The organism is Bacillus sp. BP-3 (genome assembly GCF_028401955.1).
GTDB lineage: Bacteria > Bacillota > Bacilli > Bacillales > Bacillaceae_G > Bacillus_A.
On the sequence record NZ_JAQOTJ010000006.1, the window covers coordinates 54,192 to 73,371 of the forward strand.

The 19,180-nt window shown below is 36.7% G+C and carries 15 protein-coding genes; 9 read left to right on the forward strand and 6 right to left on the reverse strand.

Going from position 1 to position 19,180, the window contains the following annotated elements; all coding sequences use genetic code 11:
- Nucleotides 1–1,076: 1,076 nt before the first annotated feature.
- Nucleotides 1,077–1,685, forward strand: coding sequence for an SAM-dependent methyltransferase (locus tag PLX19_RS11720; protein ID WP_272188782.1), 609 nt, complete (start codon nt 1,077–1,079; stop codon nt 1,683–1,685).
- A 270-nt stretch (nt 1,686–1,955) separates the two neighbouring features.
- Here PLX19_RS11720 and PLX19_RS11725 read toward each other — a convergent pair whose 3' ends face one another.
- Nucleotides 1,956–2,420: a phage tail protein gene (locus tag PLX19_RS11725; protein ID WP_272188783.1), complete on the reverse strand. Its 465-nt coding sequence runs from the start codon at nt 2,418–2,420 to the stop codon at nt 1,956–1,958.
- Between the two features lie 22 nt (nt 2,421–2,442).
- A complete protein-coding gene (locus PLX19_RS11730; protein ID WP_272188784.1) occupies nt 2,443–2,922 on the reverse strand; it encodes a GyrI-like domain-containing protein in 480 nt (159 codons plus the stop codon).
- Nucleotides 2,923–3,031: 109 nt separating this feature from the next.
- On the opposite strand from PLX19_RS11730, the gene PLX19_RS11735 reads away from it, so the two are divergent.
- Entirely contained in the window at nt 3,032–3,994 is a 963-nt protein-coding gene (locus tag PLX19_RS11735) for a helix-turn-helix transcriptional regulator (protein ID WP_272188785.1), read from the forward strand.
- A 440-nt stretch (nt 3,995–4,434) separates the two neighbouring features.
- Entirely contained in the window at nt 4,435–5,958 is a 1,524-nt protein-coding gene (gene yjeM, locus PLX19_RS11740) for a glutamate/gamma-aminobutyrate family transporter YjeM (RefSeq protein ID WP_272188786.1), read from the forward strand.
- Nucleotides 5,959–6,413: 455 nt separating this feature from the next.
- Here the strand turns inward: yjeM and PLX19_RS11745 are convergent, their stop codons facing one another.
- The gene (locus PLX19_RS11745; RefSeq protein ID WP_272188787.1) at nt 6,414–7,586 is read right to left on the reverse strand and encodes an MFS transporter; all 1,173 of its coding nucleotides are present in this window, start codon (nt 7,584–7,586) and stop codon (nt 6,414–6,416) included.
- Nucleotides 7,587–7,668: 82 nt separating this feature from the next.
- Between PLX19_RS11745 and yeiL the strand changes: the two genes are divergently transcribed.
- Nucleotides 7,669–8,340 carry a transcriptional regulator YeiL gene (gene yeiL, locus PLX19_RS11750; RefSeq protein WP_272188788.1) on the forward strand — a complete coding sequence of 224 codons (672 nt, stop codon included), beginning with the start codon at nt 7,669–7,671 and terminating at the stop codon, nt 8,338–8,340.
- A gap of 334 nt (nt 8,341–8,674) precedes the next feature.
- Here the strand turns inward: yeiL and PLX19_RS11755 are convergent, their stop codons facing one another.
- Complete coding sequence (locus PLX19_RS11755) at nt 8,675–9,808, reverse strand: oxygenase MpaB family protein (protein ID WP_272188790.1); 1,134 nt, start codon at nt 9,806–9,808, stop codon at nt 8,675–8,677.
- Nucleotides 9,809–10,170: 362 nt separating this feature from the next.
- Here PLX19_RS11755 and PLX19_RS11760 point away from each other — a divergent pair, with 362 nt between their 5' ends.
- The 3 genes from PLX19_RS11760 to PLX19_RS11770 all read left to right on the forward strand — a co-directional run bounded on the left by PLX19_RS11760 (nt 10,171) and on the right by PLX19_RS11770 (nt 14,335).
- On the forward strand, nt 10,171–10,815 hold the full coding sequence (locus tag PLX19_RS11760) for a LytTR family DNA-binding domain-containing protein (protein WP_272188791.1): 645 nt from the start codon (nt 10,171–10,173) through the stop codon (nt 10,813–10,815).
- 127 nt (nt 10,816–10,942) lie between these two features.
- Nucleotides 10,943–12,457, forward strand: a complete 1,515-nt coding sequence (locus PLX19_RS11765; RefSeq protein WP_272188792.1) for an acetyl-CoA hydrolase/transferase family protein — start codon at nt 10,943–10,945, stop codon at nt 12,455–12,457.
- 396 nt (nt 12,458–12,853) lie between these two features.
- Complete coding sequence (locus tag PLX19_RS11770) at nt 12,854–14,335, forward strand: WD40/YVTN/BNR-like repeat-containing protein (RefSeq protein ID WP_272188793.1); 1,482 nt, start codon at nt 12,854–12,856, stop codon at nt 14,333–14,335.
- Between the two features lie 149 nt (nt 14,336–14,484).
- Here PLX19_RS11770 and ahpF read toward each other — a convergent pair whose 3' ends face one another.
- Both ahpF and ahpC read right to left on the reverse strand, forming a co-directional pair.
- Nucleotides 14,485–16,014, reverse strand: coding sequence for an alkyl hydroperoxide reductase subunit F (gene ahpF / locus PLX19_RS11775; RefSeq protein ID WP_272188794.1), 1,530 nt, complete (start codon nt 16,012–16,014; stop codon nt 14,485–14,487).
- Nucleotides 16,015–16,028: 14 nt separating this feature from the next.
- Nucleotides 16,029–16,592, reverse strand: a complete 564-nt coding sequence (ahpC, locus tag PLX19_RS11780) for an alkyl hydroperoxide reductase subunit C (RefSeq protein WP_272188795.1) — start codon at nt 16,590–16,592, stop codon at nt 16,029–16,031.
- Nucleotides 16,593–16,863: 271 nt separating this feature from the next.
- Here ahpC and mtnK point away from each other — a divergent pair, with 271 nt between their 5' ends.
- Complete coding sequence (gene mtnK / locus PLX19_RS11785) at nt 16,864–18,096, forward strand: S-methyl-5-thioribose kinase (RefSeq protein WP_272188796.1); 1,233 nt, start codon at nt 16,864–16,866, stop codon at nt 18,094–18,096.
- A 12-nt stretch (nt 18,097–18,108) separates the two neighbouring features.
- Nucleotides 18,109–19,152: an S-methyl-5-thioribose-1-phosphate isomerase gene (mtnA, locus tag PLX19_RS11790; protein WP_272188797.1), complete on the forward strand. Its 1,044-nt coding sequence runs from the start codon at nt 18,109–18,111 to the stop codon at nt 19,150–19,152.
- Nucleotides 19,153–19,180: the final 28 nt, after the last annotated feature.

Consider the following 19,180-nt stretch of genomic DNA (forward strand, 5'->3'; position numbering starts at 1 on the left):
ATTATTCCATTCGTAGAAGAACTTTTAAAAGCAGTAATGTAAGTTCATTATTCAGCAACTATTTATACAAATGATCTGTATAGCAAAGATGAATTAAAGTGTAGATTAGAGGAGGAAATAAAATGGCAATCGCAATGGCAGTTTTAAAATTTATCGGCGGAATTATTCCATTCGTAGAAGAACTTTTAAAAGCAGTAATGTAAGTTCATTATTCAGCAACTATTTATACAAATGATCTGTATAGCAAAGATGAATTAAAGTGTAGATTAGAGGAGGAAATAAAATGGCAATCGCAATGGCAGTTTTAAAATTTATCGGCGGAATTATTCCATTCGTAGAAGAACTTTTAAAAGCAGTAATGTAAGTTCATTATTCAGCAACTATTTATACAAATGATCTGTATGGCAAAGATGAATTGAAGTACAGATTAGAGGAGGAAATAAAATGGCAATCGCAATGGCAGTTTTAAAATTTATCAGTGGGATCTTTCCATTCGTACAAGAGCTTTTAAAAGCAGTAATGTAAGTTCGTTATTAAGAACAAACATTTATACAAATGATCTGTATAGCAAAGATGAATTAAAGTGTAGATTAGAGGAGGAAATAAAATGGCAATCGCAATGGCAGTTTTAAAATTTATCGGTGGAATTATTCCATTCGTACAAGAACTATTAAAAGCAGTAATGTAATTCATTATTCCGCAATTATTTATAAAAATTATCATACAAATGATGTATAGCAAAAGTGAATTGATATATATAGTAGAGGAGGAAATCATATGGCAATCGCAATGGCAGTGTTATCATTCTTAGGTGGAGTAATTCCATTAGTAGCAGAACTATTAAAAGCAGTACTGTAAATTCATTATTCCGCAATTATTTATAAAAACTATCATACAAATGATCTGTATAGTAAAGAGGAATTGCTGTGCAGATCATTTGTGTGAGCGAAGTCCCTTTCGTATTATGAAGGGACTTTTTTTCATATGGCATAGGTTTGGAACTCGTATATATATGATAAAATCGAAAGGGATCTGGAGTGTATCAAGATTCTTTTCGTAGAGAGTAGGGTGAACACATGAATGAACAATATTACGATGCAGTGTTAAATATAAAAACAGTAGGAGAGCAAAAAGAGTTTTACAAGTCTTTGCATTATCATCGTTATGAACCAACACCATATCGCGCACTCGAAACATTATTTACGCAATATGATTTAAAAAGCAGTGACCGAGTTGTTGATTTTGGATGTGGGAAAGGACGATTAAATTTCTATATTCATCATTTCTATCATGCGTCCGTTGTAGGGGTAGAAATGAACGAGACGTTCTATCAAGAAGCGATGGAAAATCGAGATCGCTATGTAAAGAAGGAGAAGAGAATTAAAAATAAAATTCATTTCCAATGTTGCTTAGCGCAAGAATACGAAATTGATCCGCTTGATAATAAATTTTACTTCTTTAATCCGTTTTCGGTGCAAGTGTTTATGAATGTGATCAATAATATATTGTTTTCAGTGGAACAAGTAGAACGAGAAGTAGAGTTGATTTTGTATTATCCATCAGAAGACTATATTTACTTTTTAGATAATCAAACCTCGTTTGAATTGAAAGAGGAGGTTATATTGCCGGGATTGTATGAGCGGAATTTAAATGAGAGGTTTTTGGTGTATCGGTTGGGGTATTAGTTAGTTTGGCGTTTTTGGAATTAATTTCGCAGAACCGTATTATAAGTAAACAAGTTTTTTGCAAAAAAGTAACAGCACCCTCTAATTTGATGGAGAGGTGCTGCTTTGTTATTTGAATGCCTAGATGAACATGTGTTGCATGAATGGTTGTTTTTGCTCTTGCAATGAATTTAATTTTTTGTTCAATCAGGATTTTCTTATCAAAATGAAGAAAAAGGATGACCATATACAAAAAATGGTTAAATTTCTCCATATACGCTTTTGCTTACTTTAATATTCTCCTTTAATTACAAAAAACGAGCCCCGAATTGTTCCAGCTAGTTTAGACTTCTGCCTAGCAAACTTAAATTTCCCTTCTAACTCCTTCGGTACCTCCATCCCATCAGAAAGCTTAAAACCAACGGCACGCTTCTTAGGGTCATCAACCGTATACATGACGTTAATCCCAAGACCATCCTCATAAAAGACGTAGGCGAATTTGATATTTTCCACTTGAAAACGCGACGTTTCTAAAGGTTTGGCCGCAAACTCAATATCACGTTCTTCTTTTAAAATTCGGTTCACATAACCAAGGGTCTCCTGGCTTTCGCTAGCTGGTACAACCGTAAATTCATGCTTGTATTTATTCATAAAGTAACGGGCTTCATTGGCACGTAAACCAGCAAGCGCTTCAGCTACAGGTGAAGACTCTAAACCAACTGTAGACATATTTTTAAAATCAACGATATAGGACATTTCCATCTCTCCTTTTATTTCTTTATTTCCTAACAACAGGAATCCACATTTCACCAAATACTAAGCCGTTTCGTTGCCCCATCTCAACCATCGCATTTGGCCCACCAACATAGGAAAAATTCTTTGCTTCTGGCAAGACTTGACCAAAGGCAATGCCGGTAAGCTTATTACTCAACTCATCAGCCGTATTCCCTTCCCCTTTAACAACTAGGTATTCCCCTTTAGGGAATTGGATAATTCTAGATTCTTCTGGTACCGATACCTCTGTCATGACGCCAGCATAATGCATCATCTTGTTATTCACCGCTTCGTTCACGGTAAAAATGTAATTATTTGCGGCTATGGCTTTTAAAGTGTCAAGCCTTCCATCTTGTTTGACGGCCCGCCAAAAGTCTGATTTTTCCTTGTTTATGCCAGCATAGTCTGTGTAATCACTCTTAAGCTCAGTTCCAATACCTAAAACGGTAAAGCGGTCTTTTTCTTCTAGGGTATAATCAGTCATATTCAAAACCCACCTCTTTTTTTATTAATCAAATGATTTGTCTTTTCACTTGATGAGTTTATAATAGCCTTAAATCATGTCAAAAAGTGATACTGTTTAGGAGGCTCAGATGAAAAAAGTTGAACGGATTAATATCATTATGCGGTATATCAACAACCGCGCCCACTTTACAATTTCTGAAATCATGCGAGAATTTAACATCTCTCGTTCGACAGCTATTAGAGATATCAGAGAAATTGAAGCTATGGGGATGCCACTTGTCGCTGAAGTTGGAAGGGATGGGGGGTATTTTGTCATGAACAACTCTGTCCTGCCCACTGTTCGCTTTACCGATAATGAGATCAAAGCTCTTTTTATTGCCTTTATGGCTACAAGAAATCAACAACTCCCCTATCTAAAGAGTCGTCATTCTTTAGCTGAAAAATTACTAGGCCTCATCTCAGAAAACCAGCAAGAGGATCTTGTTCTTTTAAATCAAATCTTGCTTTTTGAAGGGACCAACCCCAATAATCCCGATCTGCTTGATCTATCAGACCTCCCCCATCCTATGTTAGAAGAACTTATCCAAGTCCTGCTTCTTGATAGTTATTTATTGATTACCATCAAAGAAGAGAAGGTAATCAAGTCTTATCCAATTTATCTCTTGCACCTTTATCGTGAAAAAAGCCTTTGGCTAATTGAAGGCTTTGACTTAAAGGAAGAAAAGAGACAGATTTTTCCTGTCGACAATCTCACCAATGTCAAACCATACCCTACGAAAAAAAGATTAAGTAAGAAAAAGATTTTAGAAAAACTAAGTAAACAGGAAGAAGCGATCAATCTTGTTCTTGAACTTGGTCCAAAGGCGATTGCTCAATTCAAAAAATACCATCCTTTAAAAGTTTCAATTTCCTATACGAATCCTTACCAAACCACAGCCATTCTGAAGACTTTTATCAATGTTAATAATTCAGAAGAATTGACCGAAATAACAAATTGGCTACTTTTCCTAGGTGGGGATATTGAGGTCAGGGAAGTGCCAAAAGACGTCTTAGAAGGTTTACAAGAGAGATTATTCCTATACTGTCCATAAGCAATGCCAGTTGCCAGTTACTCCTTATTTTCGCACCCCCAGAAAAGATACAGATTTCTGAATGCTGGAAATAATTTTAAAGGGTTTTTATCAGCGCTGTTCTTTATTGAATTTTTAGTAAATGAGGTTTTTAATTGGCTAGTTTCAACGTCAAGAAGAGAAGAACAGGAAAACTAAAATCATTATTGAATTAAAAAATGCTAAGCCTATGTAAAGGAATTCGGGGAAGTTAAATAGTATTAGAATGTGTTCATATGATTGTAACAGTGGATTATAGTAGCTATAGTGCAATTTGGATATAATAAAAAAGCAATTTCATCGTTTACTTACGTTGACTGGAAATGATTGTCTATTTTTACAATGTAGGATTAAGTATGATTATACGAAGTAAACATTCCGTGTTGAAGTTATATGATAACTATAATTAGGGGGGGAAATGTGTGTCAAACACAAACATAGCCAAAAAATTGACTTTAGTATCCCTAGTATTAATGATTTTTACTTCTGTTTATGGATTCAACAACATTCCAAGATCATTTTATAAGATGGGTTATGCCGCTATACCTTGGTACATATTTTCAGCCATAACCTTCTTTGTTCCTTTTGCATTAATGGTAGCTGAATTTGGTTCCGCCTTTAAAGAGGAAAAAGGTGGTATCTATTCATGGATGGAAAAATCCATCGGTCCAAAATTTGCATTTATAGGAACTTTCATGTGGTATTTTTCTTATATAACTTGGATGGTCAATGTCGCATCAGGTATGTGGGTTCCGGTGTCAAATGCTATCTTTGGACAAGATACAACACAAAGCTGGACTTTATTTAATCTTCGAGGACCTCAAGTTCTGGGGGTTTTAGGAATTGTATGGATTCTTATAGTAACCTATACATCAACTAAGGGTCTGGATAAAATAAAAAAGGTAACCTCTTTAGGTGGTACTGCAGTCTTGTTATTGAATGTATTTCTTTTGGTCGGTGCAATAGTAGTACTTATAGGTAATCATGGACATTTGGCGCAGCCGATTACAGGGTTACATTCATTTACTCAAACACCAAATCCTAAATATGCAGGAGATATTATTGCTTCGCTAGCATTTGTAGTATATGCCCTCTTCGCTTATGGTGGACTTGAAGCAGTAGGCGGTTTAGTGGATGTAACAGAAAATCCAGAAAAAACGTTTCCGAAAGGAATTCTTTTATCTGCAGCCATAATCTCTGTAGGGTATTCATTAGGAATACTATTAATTGGAATATTCACAAACTGGGCATCTGTAATGGGCATTGCGAATGTTAACCTAGGAAACGCAAGTTATATAGTTATGGCCAATTTAGGCTACTCACTAGGTACCGCTTTTGGAGCAAGCCATGCTACAGCTACGGCTTTGGGATTTGGGGTTGCCAGATACATTGGACTTTCAATGTTCCTAGCACTGTCCGGTGCGTTCTTTACCTTAATGTTTTCACCGTTAAAGCAGCTGATTGAAGGAACACCTAAGAGATTGTGGCCCGGGAGAATCGGTGAAACAAAGAATGGGCTGCCTGTTAATGCTATGTGGATTCAAGCTGTTATTGTTTGTGTAATGATCGCACTAATCGCTTTCGGTGGAAGCACAATGGCGGCATTCTTTAACATACTCGTTTCGATGACTAACGTGGCTATGACAATACCGTATGTATTTATAGCACTTGCATTCCCGTATTTTAAGAGAAAAGTGGAAATCAATAAGCCGTTTATCGTATATAAAACACAATTGAGCGCAAATCTTTGGACATGGATTGTTGTTCTAACAGTTGGAATTGCAAATTTCTTTAGTATCGTACAGCCGGCTTTAGAAGGGGATATACAAACAACCATTTGGAGTGTGGCTGGACCTGTTATTTTCTCAGTTGTTGCATGGTTAATGTATAGCAAATATGAAAAAATACATGATATAGAAAAGCAGAAACAAAAGAAAATAAGTTAGCCTTAAAATTCAAAAAGATAAAGATTGAAGTGAAGTACAATATGGCTTCACTTTTTTTCTTGTCTAAAGCACCTCATTTAGATTTGTTACGGTAAATCTTATCATAAGTAAATGAGGTTGCATCCTAGTATGCGTTTTTTAGTAATGAAAAAGAGATCTAGGATTTATGTAGGAAAGGATGCATTAAATAAAGTGAAACTTCCATCAGTGGGGGTTTTTTCATCCCCCACTGATGGTTAGTTAAACCAATCGGGCTCTTACTGCCCGTTGATGCGGGATAAAATTGATGGTAAGTTAATAGGCTTGTCCAAAATGGACAAGCCTGCTTTATAATAACCCAGTATTACCTAATGCTCTATGATGATCTTAAGCATTAGGTAAAACGAAAATATGCCGCCGAAGATTTGTGCGGCATATAAGATCGGTTTAGCTTTGTATCGTTTTAAATAAACAAACTAAATAAAAACTGCTGCTTTCTTTTTATGTTCCAAATTCCGATAAACAAGTGCAAGCAGCATCGACGGTATGGTACAAACAATCATCCCGATAAAGGCATATCTTGGCTCAATTTCGTATAAATAGGCACCGAAAATTGTAAATACGGCAGTGCTCCAGCTAAGAGCCAGCGCTGAATATATGCCTTGTGCTTTCGGAATCTGTGTATGTGAAATGTTTTTGACTAGGTATTTCATAAAGGCATAATGCCCCATCGCAAATGAGCATGCATGCAAGGTTTGCGCGATACAAAAAACAATTACATTAGGAAAAGCAAATACTAATAGCCAACGTACGGAAGAACCAAGTGCTGCCAGTGCAAGTAAGGAGCCTACTGAAAAGTTTTGAAACTTCCGGTCTGCGATTGAGAAAAAAATGATTTCCGCGATTACGGCAATGTTGATAATTACACCTATTAAATATTTGGGTGCATGGATTTCTTGTAAAAAGAGATAACCATAATTGTAATAAGAAGCGTGTGCCGCTTGCAGTAAAATTACTATAATGAGTACCAAACTAAAGTGCTTGATATGAAATAGTTTTAACATGCCTTCTTTTTGTGCTTGGTCTGATTGAGGCCTTTTAGATAGAATGGCAGGTGCGCGCATAAAACCAAGACACACGAATATTACTGTGCCAAGTAACAGGGCCCATAAAATCACTTCATCTCCAAGCATCCCTGTAAAGATAGATAAAATCATGCCGGCTAGGACGAATCCGATGGATCCCCATTGACGGCTTCTCCCGTAATCTTTTAATTGGTTACTTTGTACGAGTACGCCAGCAGCGCTATCTAAAGCAGGCATCAATGTTGGATAAAAAAAGTGGAATGCTAATGTGGCTATAAGTAAGCTAGTAAAGGAACTTGCCGGAATATAACACAGAATAGCAATCAGCGTACAGATTCCCGCCCCGTTTAATAAGGTTTTACTACTAAATTTCCCTGATAAATAAGGAAATGCAAATAATGTGGAAAGGCCTCTTGCAACTAAACCTAAGCTCATAATCAAACTAGCTTGAGGAACCGTAATTCCTTTTGTATGAATCATCCATCCTGTCCAATAGGGCAGAAAAATTCCCCATGTCATAAAAAAACTAAAAAACTGTATACTCATCCAGCGATGTGTGTTCATGCTGTATCCCCCCTATAGTTTGCATGTTATCATGTAAGTACGAAAAAATAATATGAGATATCTCATATTTTTGAGGTGGATTATGGAAATCTACAAAGGTGAGGAAAAGCGACTGCAGTTGAAGAAGAGCTCTATTGCGCATTTATTTTCTTTTCCAGTTGAAGAGTTTATGGAAGTGCATGAGTATCAACGGGATGAATGGATTATTCAAGAAGGTATGAGAACGGATTTTCTATTTTATGTTATTGAAGGGAAAGCAAAGATATATGTAACACATCAAAATGGAAAAGTTTCCTTAATTAATTTTATTAACACAAATGAGTACATTGGAGAAATGGAATTATTTAATGAGGTGTACTATACAAAAGGAATTCAAGCATCAATGAAGACCATTTGTTTTGCTCTTCCTATTCATCGTTGTCGCACACAATTGATGGAAGATGCAAAATTTCTACGTGAATTAACTAAGTTTTTAAGTATAAAGGCAACACTTATGGCTGCAAAGTATTCACAAAGCCTTGCCTTTCCGCTTGAAAACCGGCTTGCAGACTTTATTTTGCAAACAGCTTATGAAGGGGTTTATAAGGAGAAACACGTAACGGTTTGTGATTATCTAGGTGTATCCTATCGTCACTTATTGCATGTACTAACACAATTTTGCGATAAAGGGTATTTGCAAAAGGAAGGACGTCACTATCGCATTCAGCAGCACAATCCACTATATGAACTTGCTGAGATGTTGAGGAATAAATAACTAACTGCGATTCATAAATAGTGGTATGCCAAAATAGAAGAACAGACATTTACGCCGATAAAAACCTTAATTTAACAAATCCATGATTAGCTCCTACAATTGGGAGTTGGTCTTTTTTATGCCATGTAAATGTTAAATAATATCGTATATTATTTTCCTTTATAATTAGGCGGTGTAGTTCATATGGGAAGGGGATTATGGAATATTATACATAATCCCTATATTAAATTAGGAGTCAAATTATTCAAGTAATCGTTCATTATCTCCAACAGCAGGACTACCAATGGATACAGCCTGCCGCATATCATTCGTCAAGTATAAAGATACGCAAGGTTTATTCATTTTTATCCCCTTTTTTTGCATCTCCATCTATTCCCCATACCTCTCGTAGTTTGGTTGGTATGAGAAACGGGGTATATTCATAATCGGTGATAGAAAGTGACTGCCGTCTGAGCAATGCCAGTCCGAGCTGATTAGTCATACTTCCAAAAACACCTGAATAATCAGGATCAAGAAGACCCATTAGTTCTTTGAGTTTCATTAACTTTTGCCAATTGGAGCGGGGCACTTCCATCCAATCTGCAATTTCGTCTCCTACGATTTCTCGAATTAGAGCAGGAATAATGTTATCAAACATCTGACCCGGAATTAGATCTGCATGGTATTCGAGAAGAGCTTGAGTCATCTGAATTCCTTCGGGGGACGGACCATGATGTCTTCTTCCAATAGTTTTTGTTAACATTATTGATTGTTCCATGGTCTCTGGGATAATGTCCTCCCGAACTCCTAGCATGGATCCTACGATTTTCCAAAAATATAGATAATCTTCGGCCTGTTTTTCTGTTATATTCATACCTAAACGGCGAAGGCCATCAATGATAACACTAGAGAAGGATAATAGAGTACCCAACAAGTCCTCCTGACAAATGGGGATCCCATTTTCTTTTTCGTTCCATCTACCAGTTTGTTGGATTAAGTGACGAATAGCCGAATGCATTAAACGAACTTTTTGGATCGCTTTGATTCCTTGTCCTTCGGATTCAAGACCATCTGGTGCCATGACATGAAGGACGAATTGTCCTGTTTCAGCTATCCTACGGTAGGCATTTTGACCTAAACGATAACTGAATGTAAGGACCTTAACACCTTTACGAGCTGCATAACAATACACAAGTGAGCCTGTTGCTAATAGTAAAGTGATAGCAATACCATGTTCCCGAAATAAGTCAGTTGCGTTTCTCATTCGGGCCCAGTCAACCCCTTGTGGACAATAAGCTGTATCCCTCAGCCAACTTTCAATGTTATCAGGAAGCTCTTCTGGATAAGCTTGATCATTGTTAATTAATTGTTTCAACAAAGAGTTTACTGCACCAACCTGACTATTTTTGAACAATTCTTTAATAATTCCATCCGGAATAGGGTCGCCTTCCATCCGTAAACTCTCCATAAACTCGTCGGTATATAACATCTATTTCCCCCTTAACTGTTTATTGTCTATACTCTAGTCAACCCGAAGGAGAACAAGAAGATTTTCAACATTATATATATATTCTATTTATAAAAGTAATATGAAAATCCATGAATAGTTAATGACATTGAAGTCAGTATGAATGCATATAGGCAATAATAAACTCTCGAAAATAATAGGTGGTGAAGGACATAAAAAAGAGTGTTCAATGGAGAGTTGATATCGAAAAAAATAAAATGAGAGGTTAAAAATGTTTTACAGGAAAAGGAAATTCTGCATTTGATTATTTTATTACTTTTCCATCAGAATCAATACAGTTTGGTATTAGTAATAGTAGTATAATAATGAATGAGGTGAATAATATGGAAGATATAACCTTAGGCTTACTACTGGATGTCGTTGGTGAACTATTTTCAGATGAAATTTCAATTGCCGTTTCGAATACAGAAGAATATATCTACTATCGGCCGAGTAAACGAATTGATTTAAAGATTAGCGTCGGGGACCCTATAAAGGAAGGGACGATTGCCCATAAAGCAATGGTAACGAAGCAAAAGGCCTCTGAGTTTATTAACCGAGATATTTTTGGTATTCCTTATCACGGAATGGCCGTGCCATTTTTAAATAATGGAAAGCTTGAGGGGTGTGTGACGGCAATTTATCCAGCTTTAACGGATGGGAAATCGGTCGTTACCTTAAAAACAATGGATGGCTGGGTTCCGGTTCCTTTTTCAAAGGTCATGTATTTAGAGGCGAAAGATAAAAAGACGTATGTAAATTCAGAAGAGTTATCAGGAACGCATAAGTACTCTCTGCAAGAATTCGAATATTTGCTTCCGAAGGATTCGTTTATTAGATGCCACCGTTCATTTATTGTAAATGTTAATCATATTAAAGCGATTTATCCTGATACCCATTCTACATTTTTACTTTCGATGGATAATGGTGAGAGGGTACCAGTTAGTCAATCATATGCCAGTTATTTTCGTAAGCTTCTAGGATTCTAAATTCTTCTGCTTTAGAGCCTAAATTTGCTATTTTGTCTGAATTTTTGGTATCGTATACCGAAATCCCTATTTTAATAGTGTTAATGTGTAAAATAATTATGAATATTCATTAAGAGAGGGATTACATATGGAGAATAATTTAGATAGAATAAGGGACCATCGTCTGAAGGACCGAGTAGTTACACCTGAAGAAGCGGCTTCCTGGATTGAAAGTGGAATGACTTTAGGCTTAAGTGGGTTTACACGTGCAGGTGATGTGAAAGCAGTCCCATTTGCGCTGGTGAACCGAGTTAAGCATGATAAATCTTTTAAAGTAAATGTTTATACTGGAGCTTCCTTAGGCTCGGATGTAGATAAATTATTTGCCGAAGCAGGAATTTTAGGGAAAAGATTGCCTTTCCAAGCCGATCCGACTATGCGAAAGGGAATTAATAATGGGGACTTTTTATTTGTGGATCAGCACTTGTCTCATACAGCGGAGCTACTTCGTGCGGACGTTATGGATATAGATGTGGCTGTTTTGGAAGCGGTTGCAATCACTGAGGACGGAATGATTATTCCAACCACTTCAATTGGAAACTCCTTAGCGTTTGCCCTAAATGCCAAGTCTATTATTATTGAAATGAATATGGCTCAATCTACACAACTAGAGGGGCTGCATGATTTATATGAACCTGGGAAACAGGGAGAAAGATCTCCAATTCCGCTCGTTAAATCAGATGATCGAATTGGAACGATTGGTATTCCGATTGATGTTGAAAAAGTGAAGGGTATTGTGTTTACGAACCAACTTGATTCGCCATCGACGATTGTTCCTCCAGATGAAGAAACTGTTATTATGGCACAGTATTTAATAGATTTCCTTCGAAAAGAAGTAAAAGTAGGCCGATTAACGAATAGTTTAGCGCCGTTACAATCGGGAATTGGTTCAGTGGCCAATGCAGTGCTGCATGGAATGTTAGATTCGGAGTTTGAAGATTTAGAAGTTTATTCCGAGGTATTACAGGACGCGGTCTTTGATCTTATGGATGCTGGGAAAGTCCATTTTGCTTCCTGCTGCTCTATCACGCTTTCTGAAGAGAAAATGCAACAGGTATTTTCCAACTTTGAAAAGTATCGTGATAAATTAATGATGCGCCCGCAAGAGATTTCCAATCATCCTGAAATCATTCGCCGCCTTGGATTAATCTCGATTAATACTGCTTTAGAATTAGATATATACGGAAATGTTAACTCTACTCACGTTTTAGGTACAAAAATGATGAACGGTATCGGTGGTTCTGGTGATTTTGCAAGAAATGCACGCCTAGCTATCTTTGTTACTAAGTCCATTGCGAAAGGTGGTAACATTTCAAGTATCGTTCCTTTCGTCTCTCACGTAGACCATACGGAACACGATGTAGATGTTATCGTCACTGAACAGGGATATGCTGACTTAAGAGGACTGGCGCCAAGGGAAAGAGTGGAACTGATTATTGAGAATTGCGCACATCCAATGTATCGTGACCAACTACGAGCTTATTACGAAGAAGCGCAAACAAGAGGTGGACAAACTCCTCATGTGTTAGAAAAAGCTTTTTCTTGGCATACGAATTTTGCTAAAAATGGGACAATGCTTGAAAAGGTATTAGAAACTGTATAGGCAAGTAATGGTGAACAGCAAGCAGTGGATTACATTTGATATTAAAAAATTGAAGTTAAGTTTTAAATAAACAATATCTCTTCTATTTATATACAAGGACAAGCTTACTTACATGAGCTTGTCTTTTTATATTTTACAAAATGGATTACTTTTTTATTTGCCTTTCACTACTATATAAATTCTTTTTCATGTTTCGACATATAAGTCACTGTTATGCAGAATACATTATGACCTGCACTTGCTTGCTCCCATTGCATCTGACTGCTCCTATACACGGCCGGATGCAATGGTTTTCTCACATAAAAAAGAAAGGAGTCTTATGTCGTTTTTTAAAACTTATATACAACTGTTTGGTAAAAAAAGTATACTTAATGTCATTGATACATTTAATTGGGAGTGATTTCTATATTTAGGAAAAATATAAAAAGGATATTTATGTCATTAATGACAAATCCAATATTAATAATTGTATACGGGATTTTTTGTTATGAGTTAGCTTCATATTGTAAGTATGGAAGAATGGATTATAATATTTATATTTTATTATTATGTATAGTATTTTTTGCATCTATCATTACATTTACTACAATGAGAATGATAAAAGATATAGAATATGAATCTAAAAAATTAACGAATTCAACTACATGGAAATACATTTCTATTATCATTATTGTTGTAACCACATCATTTTATGGGGTACAGATTTATAAAAGTGCAACAAATTATAATGGCAAACTTGCATGGCTTATAGAAAGGTTAAAACATGAAAGATCAGTTAAATTTAAACATAATAATATATATGAATCTGGAGTAGAAGGTATTTTTGAAGATATAAATAAAAAATATCCTTTGCCAAAGAAATTATATATGGCAACTGATTTTGATCTTACATTTCGTTCAGATGGAACAATCACAGCGTTTGATACATTTGTTTATGGGAAAAATGCTGATGGGAAAGAGGAAACTTATTTAATATCTTATGATAAGAAGAAATCAGAAGATATTACTGTTATACGAGATGGATATGCAAAGCCTGATTATGATGATGATAAACTAGTAGAACCTCTACTTCAAACGGTTAAGGCCATTCCAGTTAAGCGAACGGTTAGTAAGTGGAATGAAAGTAAGTATGGGTTGATTTATTACGGGAAAAGGAGTTGGGGATACAATACAGAGGGAATCATTAATATTACTGAGGATGGTAAGGCGCAGAATCTTAAAGAATCAGCTTCTGAAATCATTGGATATACTGTATCTATATTTGTTCCTGGAAAAGAGAAAGAGCTAGTACCTTCTAGATATAACTTAATATGTGACGCAAGTTGGAGTAAATCAAAGACTCCTCCAAATAAAGATAAGTTTAAAGAAAAGAAACAAGATTTAACGAATGACAAGGAACAGTTTTTCCTATCCAAAGAAGTTGGTTATAAACTAAATATGACAGAAAAAGCATTAGGTAGTGCTTTTTATTCACTAAGTAAGACTATTGATGAAGGTAGAACATGGGAGGTTATCAATACAGACCCATTCAACAGAGGAATTGGTAGTGTATCAGGAATAACCTTTATAAATGATAAACTTGGATTTTTAGGAGCAGTCCGTCCTTCTGGTAATGAGGGAGAGTTATATCGTACAGATGATGGGGGCCTATCTTTTAAAAAGGTAAATTATCCGCCTCATGAAGTGAAATTAGATCATACACAGTCTATAATAAGTCCTTTTGATTCTCCAGGTATGCCATATGAGAAAGATGGAGTTTTTAATATGTTAGTTGGACAAGGGGAAGATGGAGACTACAATGGCGATAGTAGTGTACTTTATCAATCAAAAGATAAAGGGGAGACATGGGAATTTGTAGAGGAAGTTAAAAAGAAATAGCGAGAATTTGCAATAACCCCATTACGAGTTATAACTCGTAATGGGGTTATTCCTTTCCAAAAAAGAAAGCCACTACACTACCAATCAGGTAGCACAGTGACTTTCTTTTTTGTTGTTTATGAACGGTACGTACTACTTATGTCCGTTCATTAATTACGGATTAGGTAATCGAATGCACCTAATGAAGCATTAGCACCTGATCCCATAGAAATAATGATTTGTTTATATGGGCTATTTGTACAGTCGCCTGCAGCAAATACTCCAGGAACGTTTGTAGCACCGCGCTTATCTGTTACAATCTCACCGAATGGAGTACGTTCAACAGTTTCGCCTAACCAATCTGTGTTGGGTACAAGACCGATTTGAACGAATACACCCTGTAGTTCAATGTGATGAACTTCTTCTGTTTCACGATCGATGTAAGAAATACCGTCTACTTTGTCAGTACCAGTGATTTCTTTTGTTTGAACGTTCTTTAGAACCGTTACGTTCGGTAGTCTATAAAGACGTTCTTGTAATACAGCATCAGCTTTTAGTTCTGGCATGAATTCAAGAACCGTTACGTGTTTTACGATACCTGCTAAATCAATTGCTGCTTCGATACCAGAGTTACCGCCACCGATAACAGCTACGTGTTTTCCAGTAAATAATGGACCGTCACAGTGAGGGCAGTATGCTACACCTTTGTTTTTGAACTCAGCTTCACCTGGTACGCCAACATTGCGCCAACGAGCACCTGTTGAAATGATTACGCTCTTACTCTTTAGAACAGCGCCGTTTTCCAGTTCCACTTCAATAAGTTCTTTCTTTTCTAAACCTTTCGCACGTTGTAGATTCATGACATCAATGTCGTATTCTTTTACGTGTTCTTCAAGGCTTGCTACGAGCTTAGGTCCTTCAGTGTGTTTTACGCTGATGAAGTTTTCAATACCCATCGTATCCATTACTTGACCGCCGAAGCGTTCCGCAACGATACCTGTGCGAATGCCTTTACGTGCTGCATAAATTGCTGCACTTGCACCAGCTGGGCCGCCGCCAACAACAAGAACATCGTATGGATCTTTATCAGAAAGCTCTGATGCATCAGGACCGTTACCTATCTTAGCAAGAATTTCTTCAAGCGTCATACGGCCGCTGCTTAAGAATTCACCGTTTAAGTAAACGGATGGTACTGCCATGATGTCTTTGTTTTCTACTTCTGCTTTAAATGCAGCGCCGTCAATCATAGTATGTGTAATACCAGGATTCAGTACGCTCATCAAGTTCAGTGCTTGCACAACATCTGGGCAGTTATGACAGCTTAGGCTGATGTAAGATTCAAAATGATATTCACCTTGAATATTTTTTACTTGATCGATTACTTTTTGTTCAACTTTTGGAGCTCTTCCGCTAACTTGTAGTAAAGCTAACACTAATGAAGTAAATTCATGTCCTAGAGGGATACCAGCAAACGTTACTCCAGTGTCTTCGCTGATACGATTTACACTGAAGCTTGGTGTTCTCTCCAATTGTGTTTTCTCTACCTTAATTTTGGATGACATTGTAGCTAACTCATCTACTAGAGCCAGCATGTCTTTCGATACATCATCGGATCCTGCGCTAACTTTAAGTAGTACATCGTTTTCCATCAGTTGAAGATACTGGGCTAATTGTGCTTTTATATCTGCATCTAGTATCATTTTGATTACACTCCTTAAATTTTTCCTACAAGGTCAAGGCTTGGTTTAAGTGTTGCAGCACCTTCTTGCCATTTAGCTGGGCAAACTTCACCTGGATTGTTGCGAACATATTGTGCGGCTTTAATTTTGTTTACAAGGATGCTTGCATCGCGACCGATACCGTCTGCATTAATCTCCATAGATTGGATAACGCCGTCTGGATCGATGATGAATGTACCACGAGCAGCAAGACCTTCTGATTCAACTAATACGTTGAAGTTAGTAGTGATTGTACGTGTTGGGTCACCAATCATAATATATTCGATTTTACCGATTGTTTCTGAGCTATCATGCCATGCTTTATGTGTAAAGTGAGTGTCTGTAGAAACAGAATATACTTCAACTCCTAGTTCTTTTAGAGCTGCATATTGGTTTTGTAAATCTTCAAGTTCAGTTGGGCATACGAATGTGAAGTCTGCTGGGTAGAAGCAAACTACACTCCACTTGCCTTTGAAGTTTTCTTCAGTAACCTGGATAAATTCACCGTTGTGGTAAGCTGATGCTTTGAATGGTTGTACTTCTGTGCCGATTAATAACATAATAAAATTCCTCCTAAGTATATATTCTGAGAATCATAGATTACTCAGTATGTAGTTTTAGTTAAAATATAATAATTCTAATTCGATATTAATTATTATATAGAAGTGTTTATTTTGTCAAGAGAAATGTTTGACGCATATTCCTAACAAGCTATAATAAAAACTAGATGTTCGTTTCAAAAAAAATTGTGGTATATAGATTGAAATGCTATCAATCTATTACTTTTACGGCTTTTAGAAAACGCTTACATTTAGGGTGGAGGGAGAAACCATGTCTAAGTTCAAGAAGTATTTTTTAATGGAAGCTAGTGATGTTATACCGTATGTGATGGAAAAACTATCGATGTTCGAAGATGCGCAGCGTTTGCAGTGTAAGGAAATTGGAGATGGTAATTTAAATTATGTGTTCCGCGTTTGGAATGAAGAGAAGGGAGCTTCTGTTATTGTAAAGCAAGCAGGAGATACAGCTCGTATTTCGGATGAGTTTAAGTTATCTACGAATCGCATTCGTATCGAGTCAGATGTGTTGCAGTTAGAGGGGAAACTGGCATCAAGACTTGTACCGGATGTGTATTTGTATGATGATGTCATGAATTGCTGCGTGATGGAAGATTTGTCAGATCATACAATTCTTCGGACTGCACTTATAAGTCATCAAATCTTTCCGAAACTTGCAGAGGATTTGACAACCTTTTTGGTGAACACATTATTATTCACATCGGATGTGGTCATGAATCATAAAGAAAAGAAAGAGCTTGTAAAAAACTATATTAATCCAGAGTTGTGTGAAATTACAGAAGACCTCGTGTATTCTGAGCCATTTACAGATCATAATAAACGAAATGAGCTGTTTTCTTTAAATGAAGGCTGGATTCGAGAACATATATATGGTGATTCTGAACTTCGCATAGAAGCAGCGAAGTTAAAGTTTTCGTTTATGACAAATGCACAAGCTTTGTTACATGGTGATTTACATACTGGATCTGTGTTTGTCAGAGAAGATTCTACAAAGATAATTGATCCAGAATTTGCATTTTACGGACCGATGGGATATGACATTGGGAACGTTGTGGCAAATTTAATATTTGCATGGGCCAATGCAGATGCAACAATGGTTTCAGAAGTAGAGAAAAATGTGTATATGAACTGGTTGGAGAATACAATTATAGATGTAATTGATTTATTTTCTGCGAAGTTTTTAGAAGCATGGGATGTTCATGTTACAGATATTATGGCGAAAGAAGCGGGATTTAGTCGTTGGTATTTACAGTCTGTGTTAAAAGATACAGCGTCTGCTACTGGACTTGAATTAATTCGCCGTATTGTTGGGTTAGCAAAGGTAAAGGATATGACATCTATTCTAGATGATGAAGCTCGTGCTAGAGCAGAACGTATTTGTTTACAAGCGGCAAAGTCGTTCATTTTACAAGCAAATACGTATAAAACAGGAAATGATTTTTTAAAAACGTTAAAAGCAGAAGCGCTGTCATTTAGTGCAAAGTAAGGAGAGAAGATGATGTCTGAACAATTAATACCGATTCAATGGAAAGAAAATACTTTAGTTTTATTAGATCAGACTCTATTACCAAATGAAGTTGTCTATGAATCTTTTGGGACGGCAGAGAGTGTATGGGATGCGATTCAAGTGATGAAGGTGCGCGGTGCACCAGCGATTGGAGTCTCAGCAGCTTACGGTGTATATTTAGGGGTAAAAGACGTTCAAGAAGATTTAGTAGAATTGTTTATAGGTAAAGTGCAGAGGGTATGTGCGTATTTGGCAACTTCAAGACCAACAGCTGTAAATTTATTTTGGGCGCTTGAGAGAATGGAGAATACTGCAAAGGAAAATGCTCATTTATCGATTAACGATTTAAAACAGAGATTGTTAGAAGAAGCAATAATGATTCATAGAGAAGATGAGGAGATTAATCGTCAAATTGGCGAGCATGCACTTATGTTATTTCAAGATGGTATGGGTGTGTTAACGCATTGTAATGCTGGTGCTTTGGCGACAACAAGATATGGAACAGCGACAGCGCCGATGTACTTGGCAAAAGAAAAAGGATGGGATTTAAAAATTTATTCGGATGAGACGCGTCCGAGGTTACAAGGATCTACGTTAACGGCATTAGAACTGCAGCGAGCTGGTATTGATGTAACAGTTATTACAGATAATATGGCAGCGATGGTTATGTCACAAGGGAAAATTGACGCAGTCATTGTCGGCTGTGACCGTGTGGCTGCAAACGGTGATGTAGCCAATAAAATTGGAACGTTAGGTGTATCTATTTTAGCAAAGTACTATAACATTCCGTTCTATGTAGCAGCACCGACACCAACAATTGATTTAAAAACGCCAACGGGAAAAGAGATTCCAATTGAAGAGCGTGATGCGTCGGAAGTGATTAATCGTTTTGGCCAATATTCAGCACCGCAGGATAGCAAAGTATATAACCCAGCGTTTGATGTAACGCCGCACGAGAATATTACAGCAATTATTACAGAAAAGGGAATTGTACGCCCACCGTTTGCGGCAAACTTGGAAAAGCTATTTCAGTAATTATGATAGATAAAATTGATGTAACAGT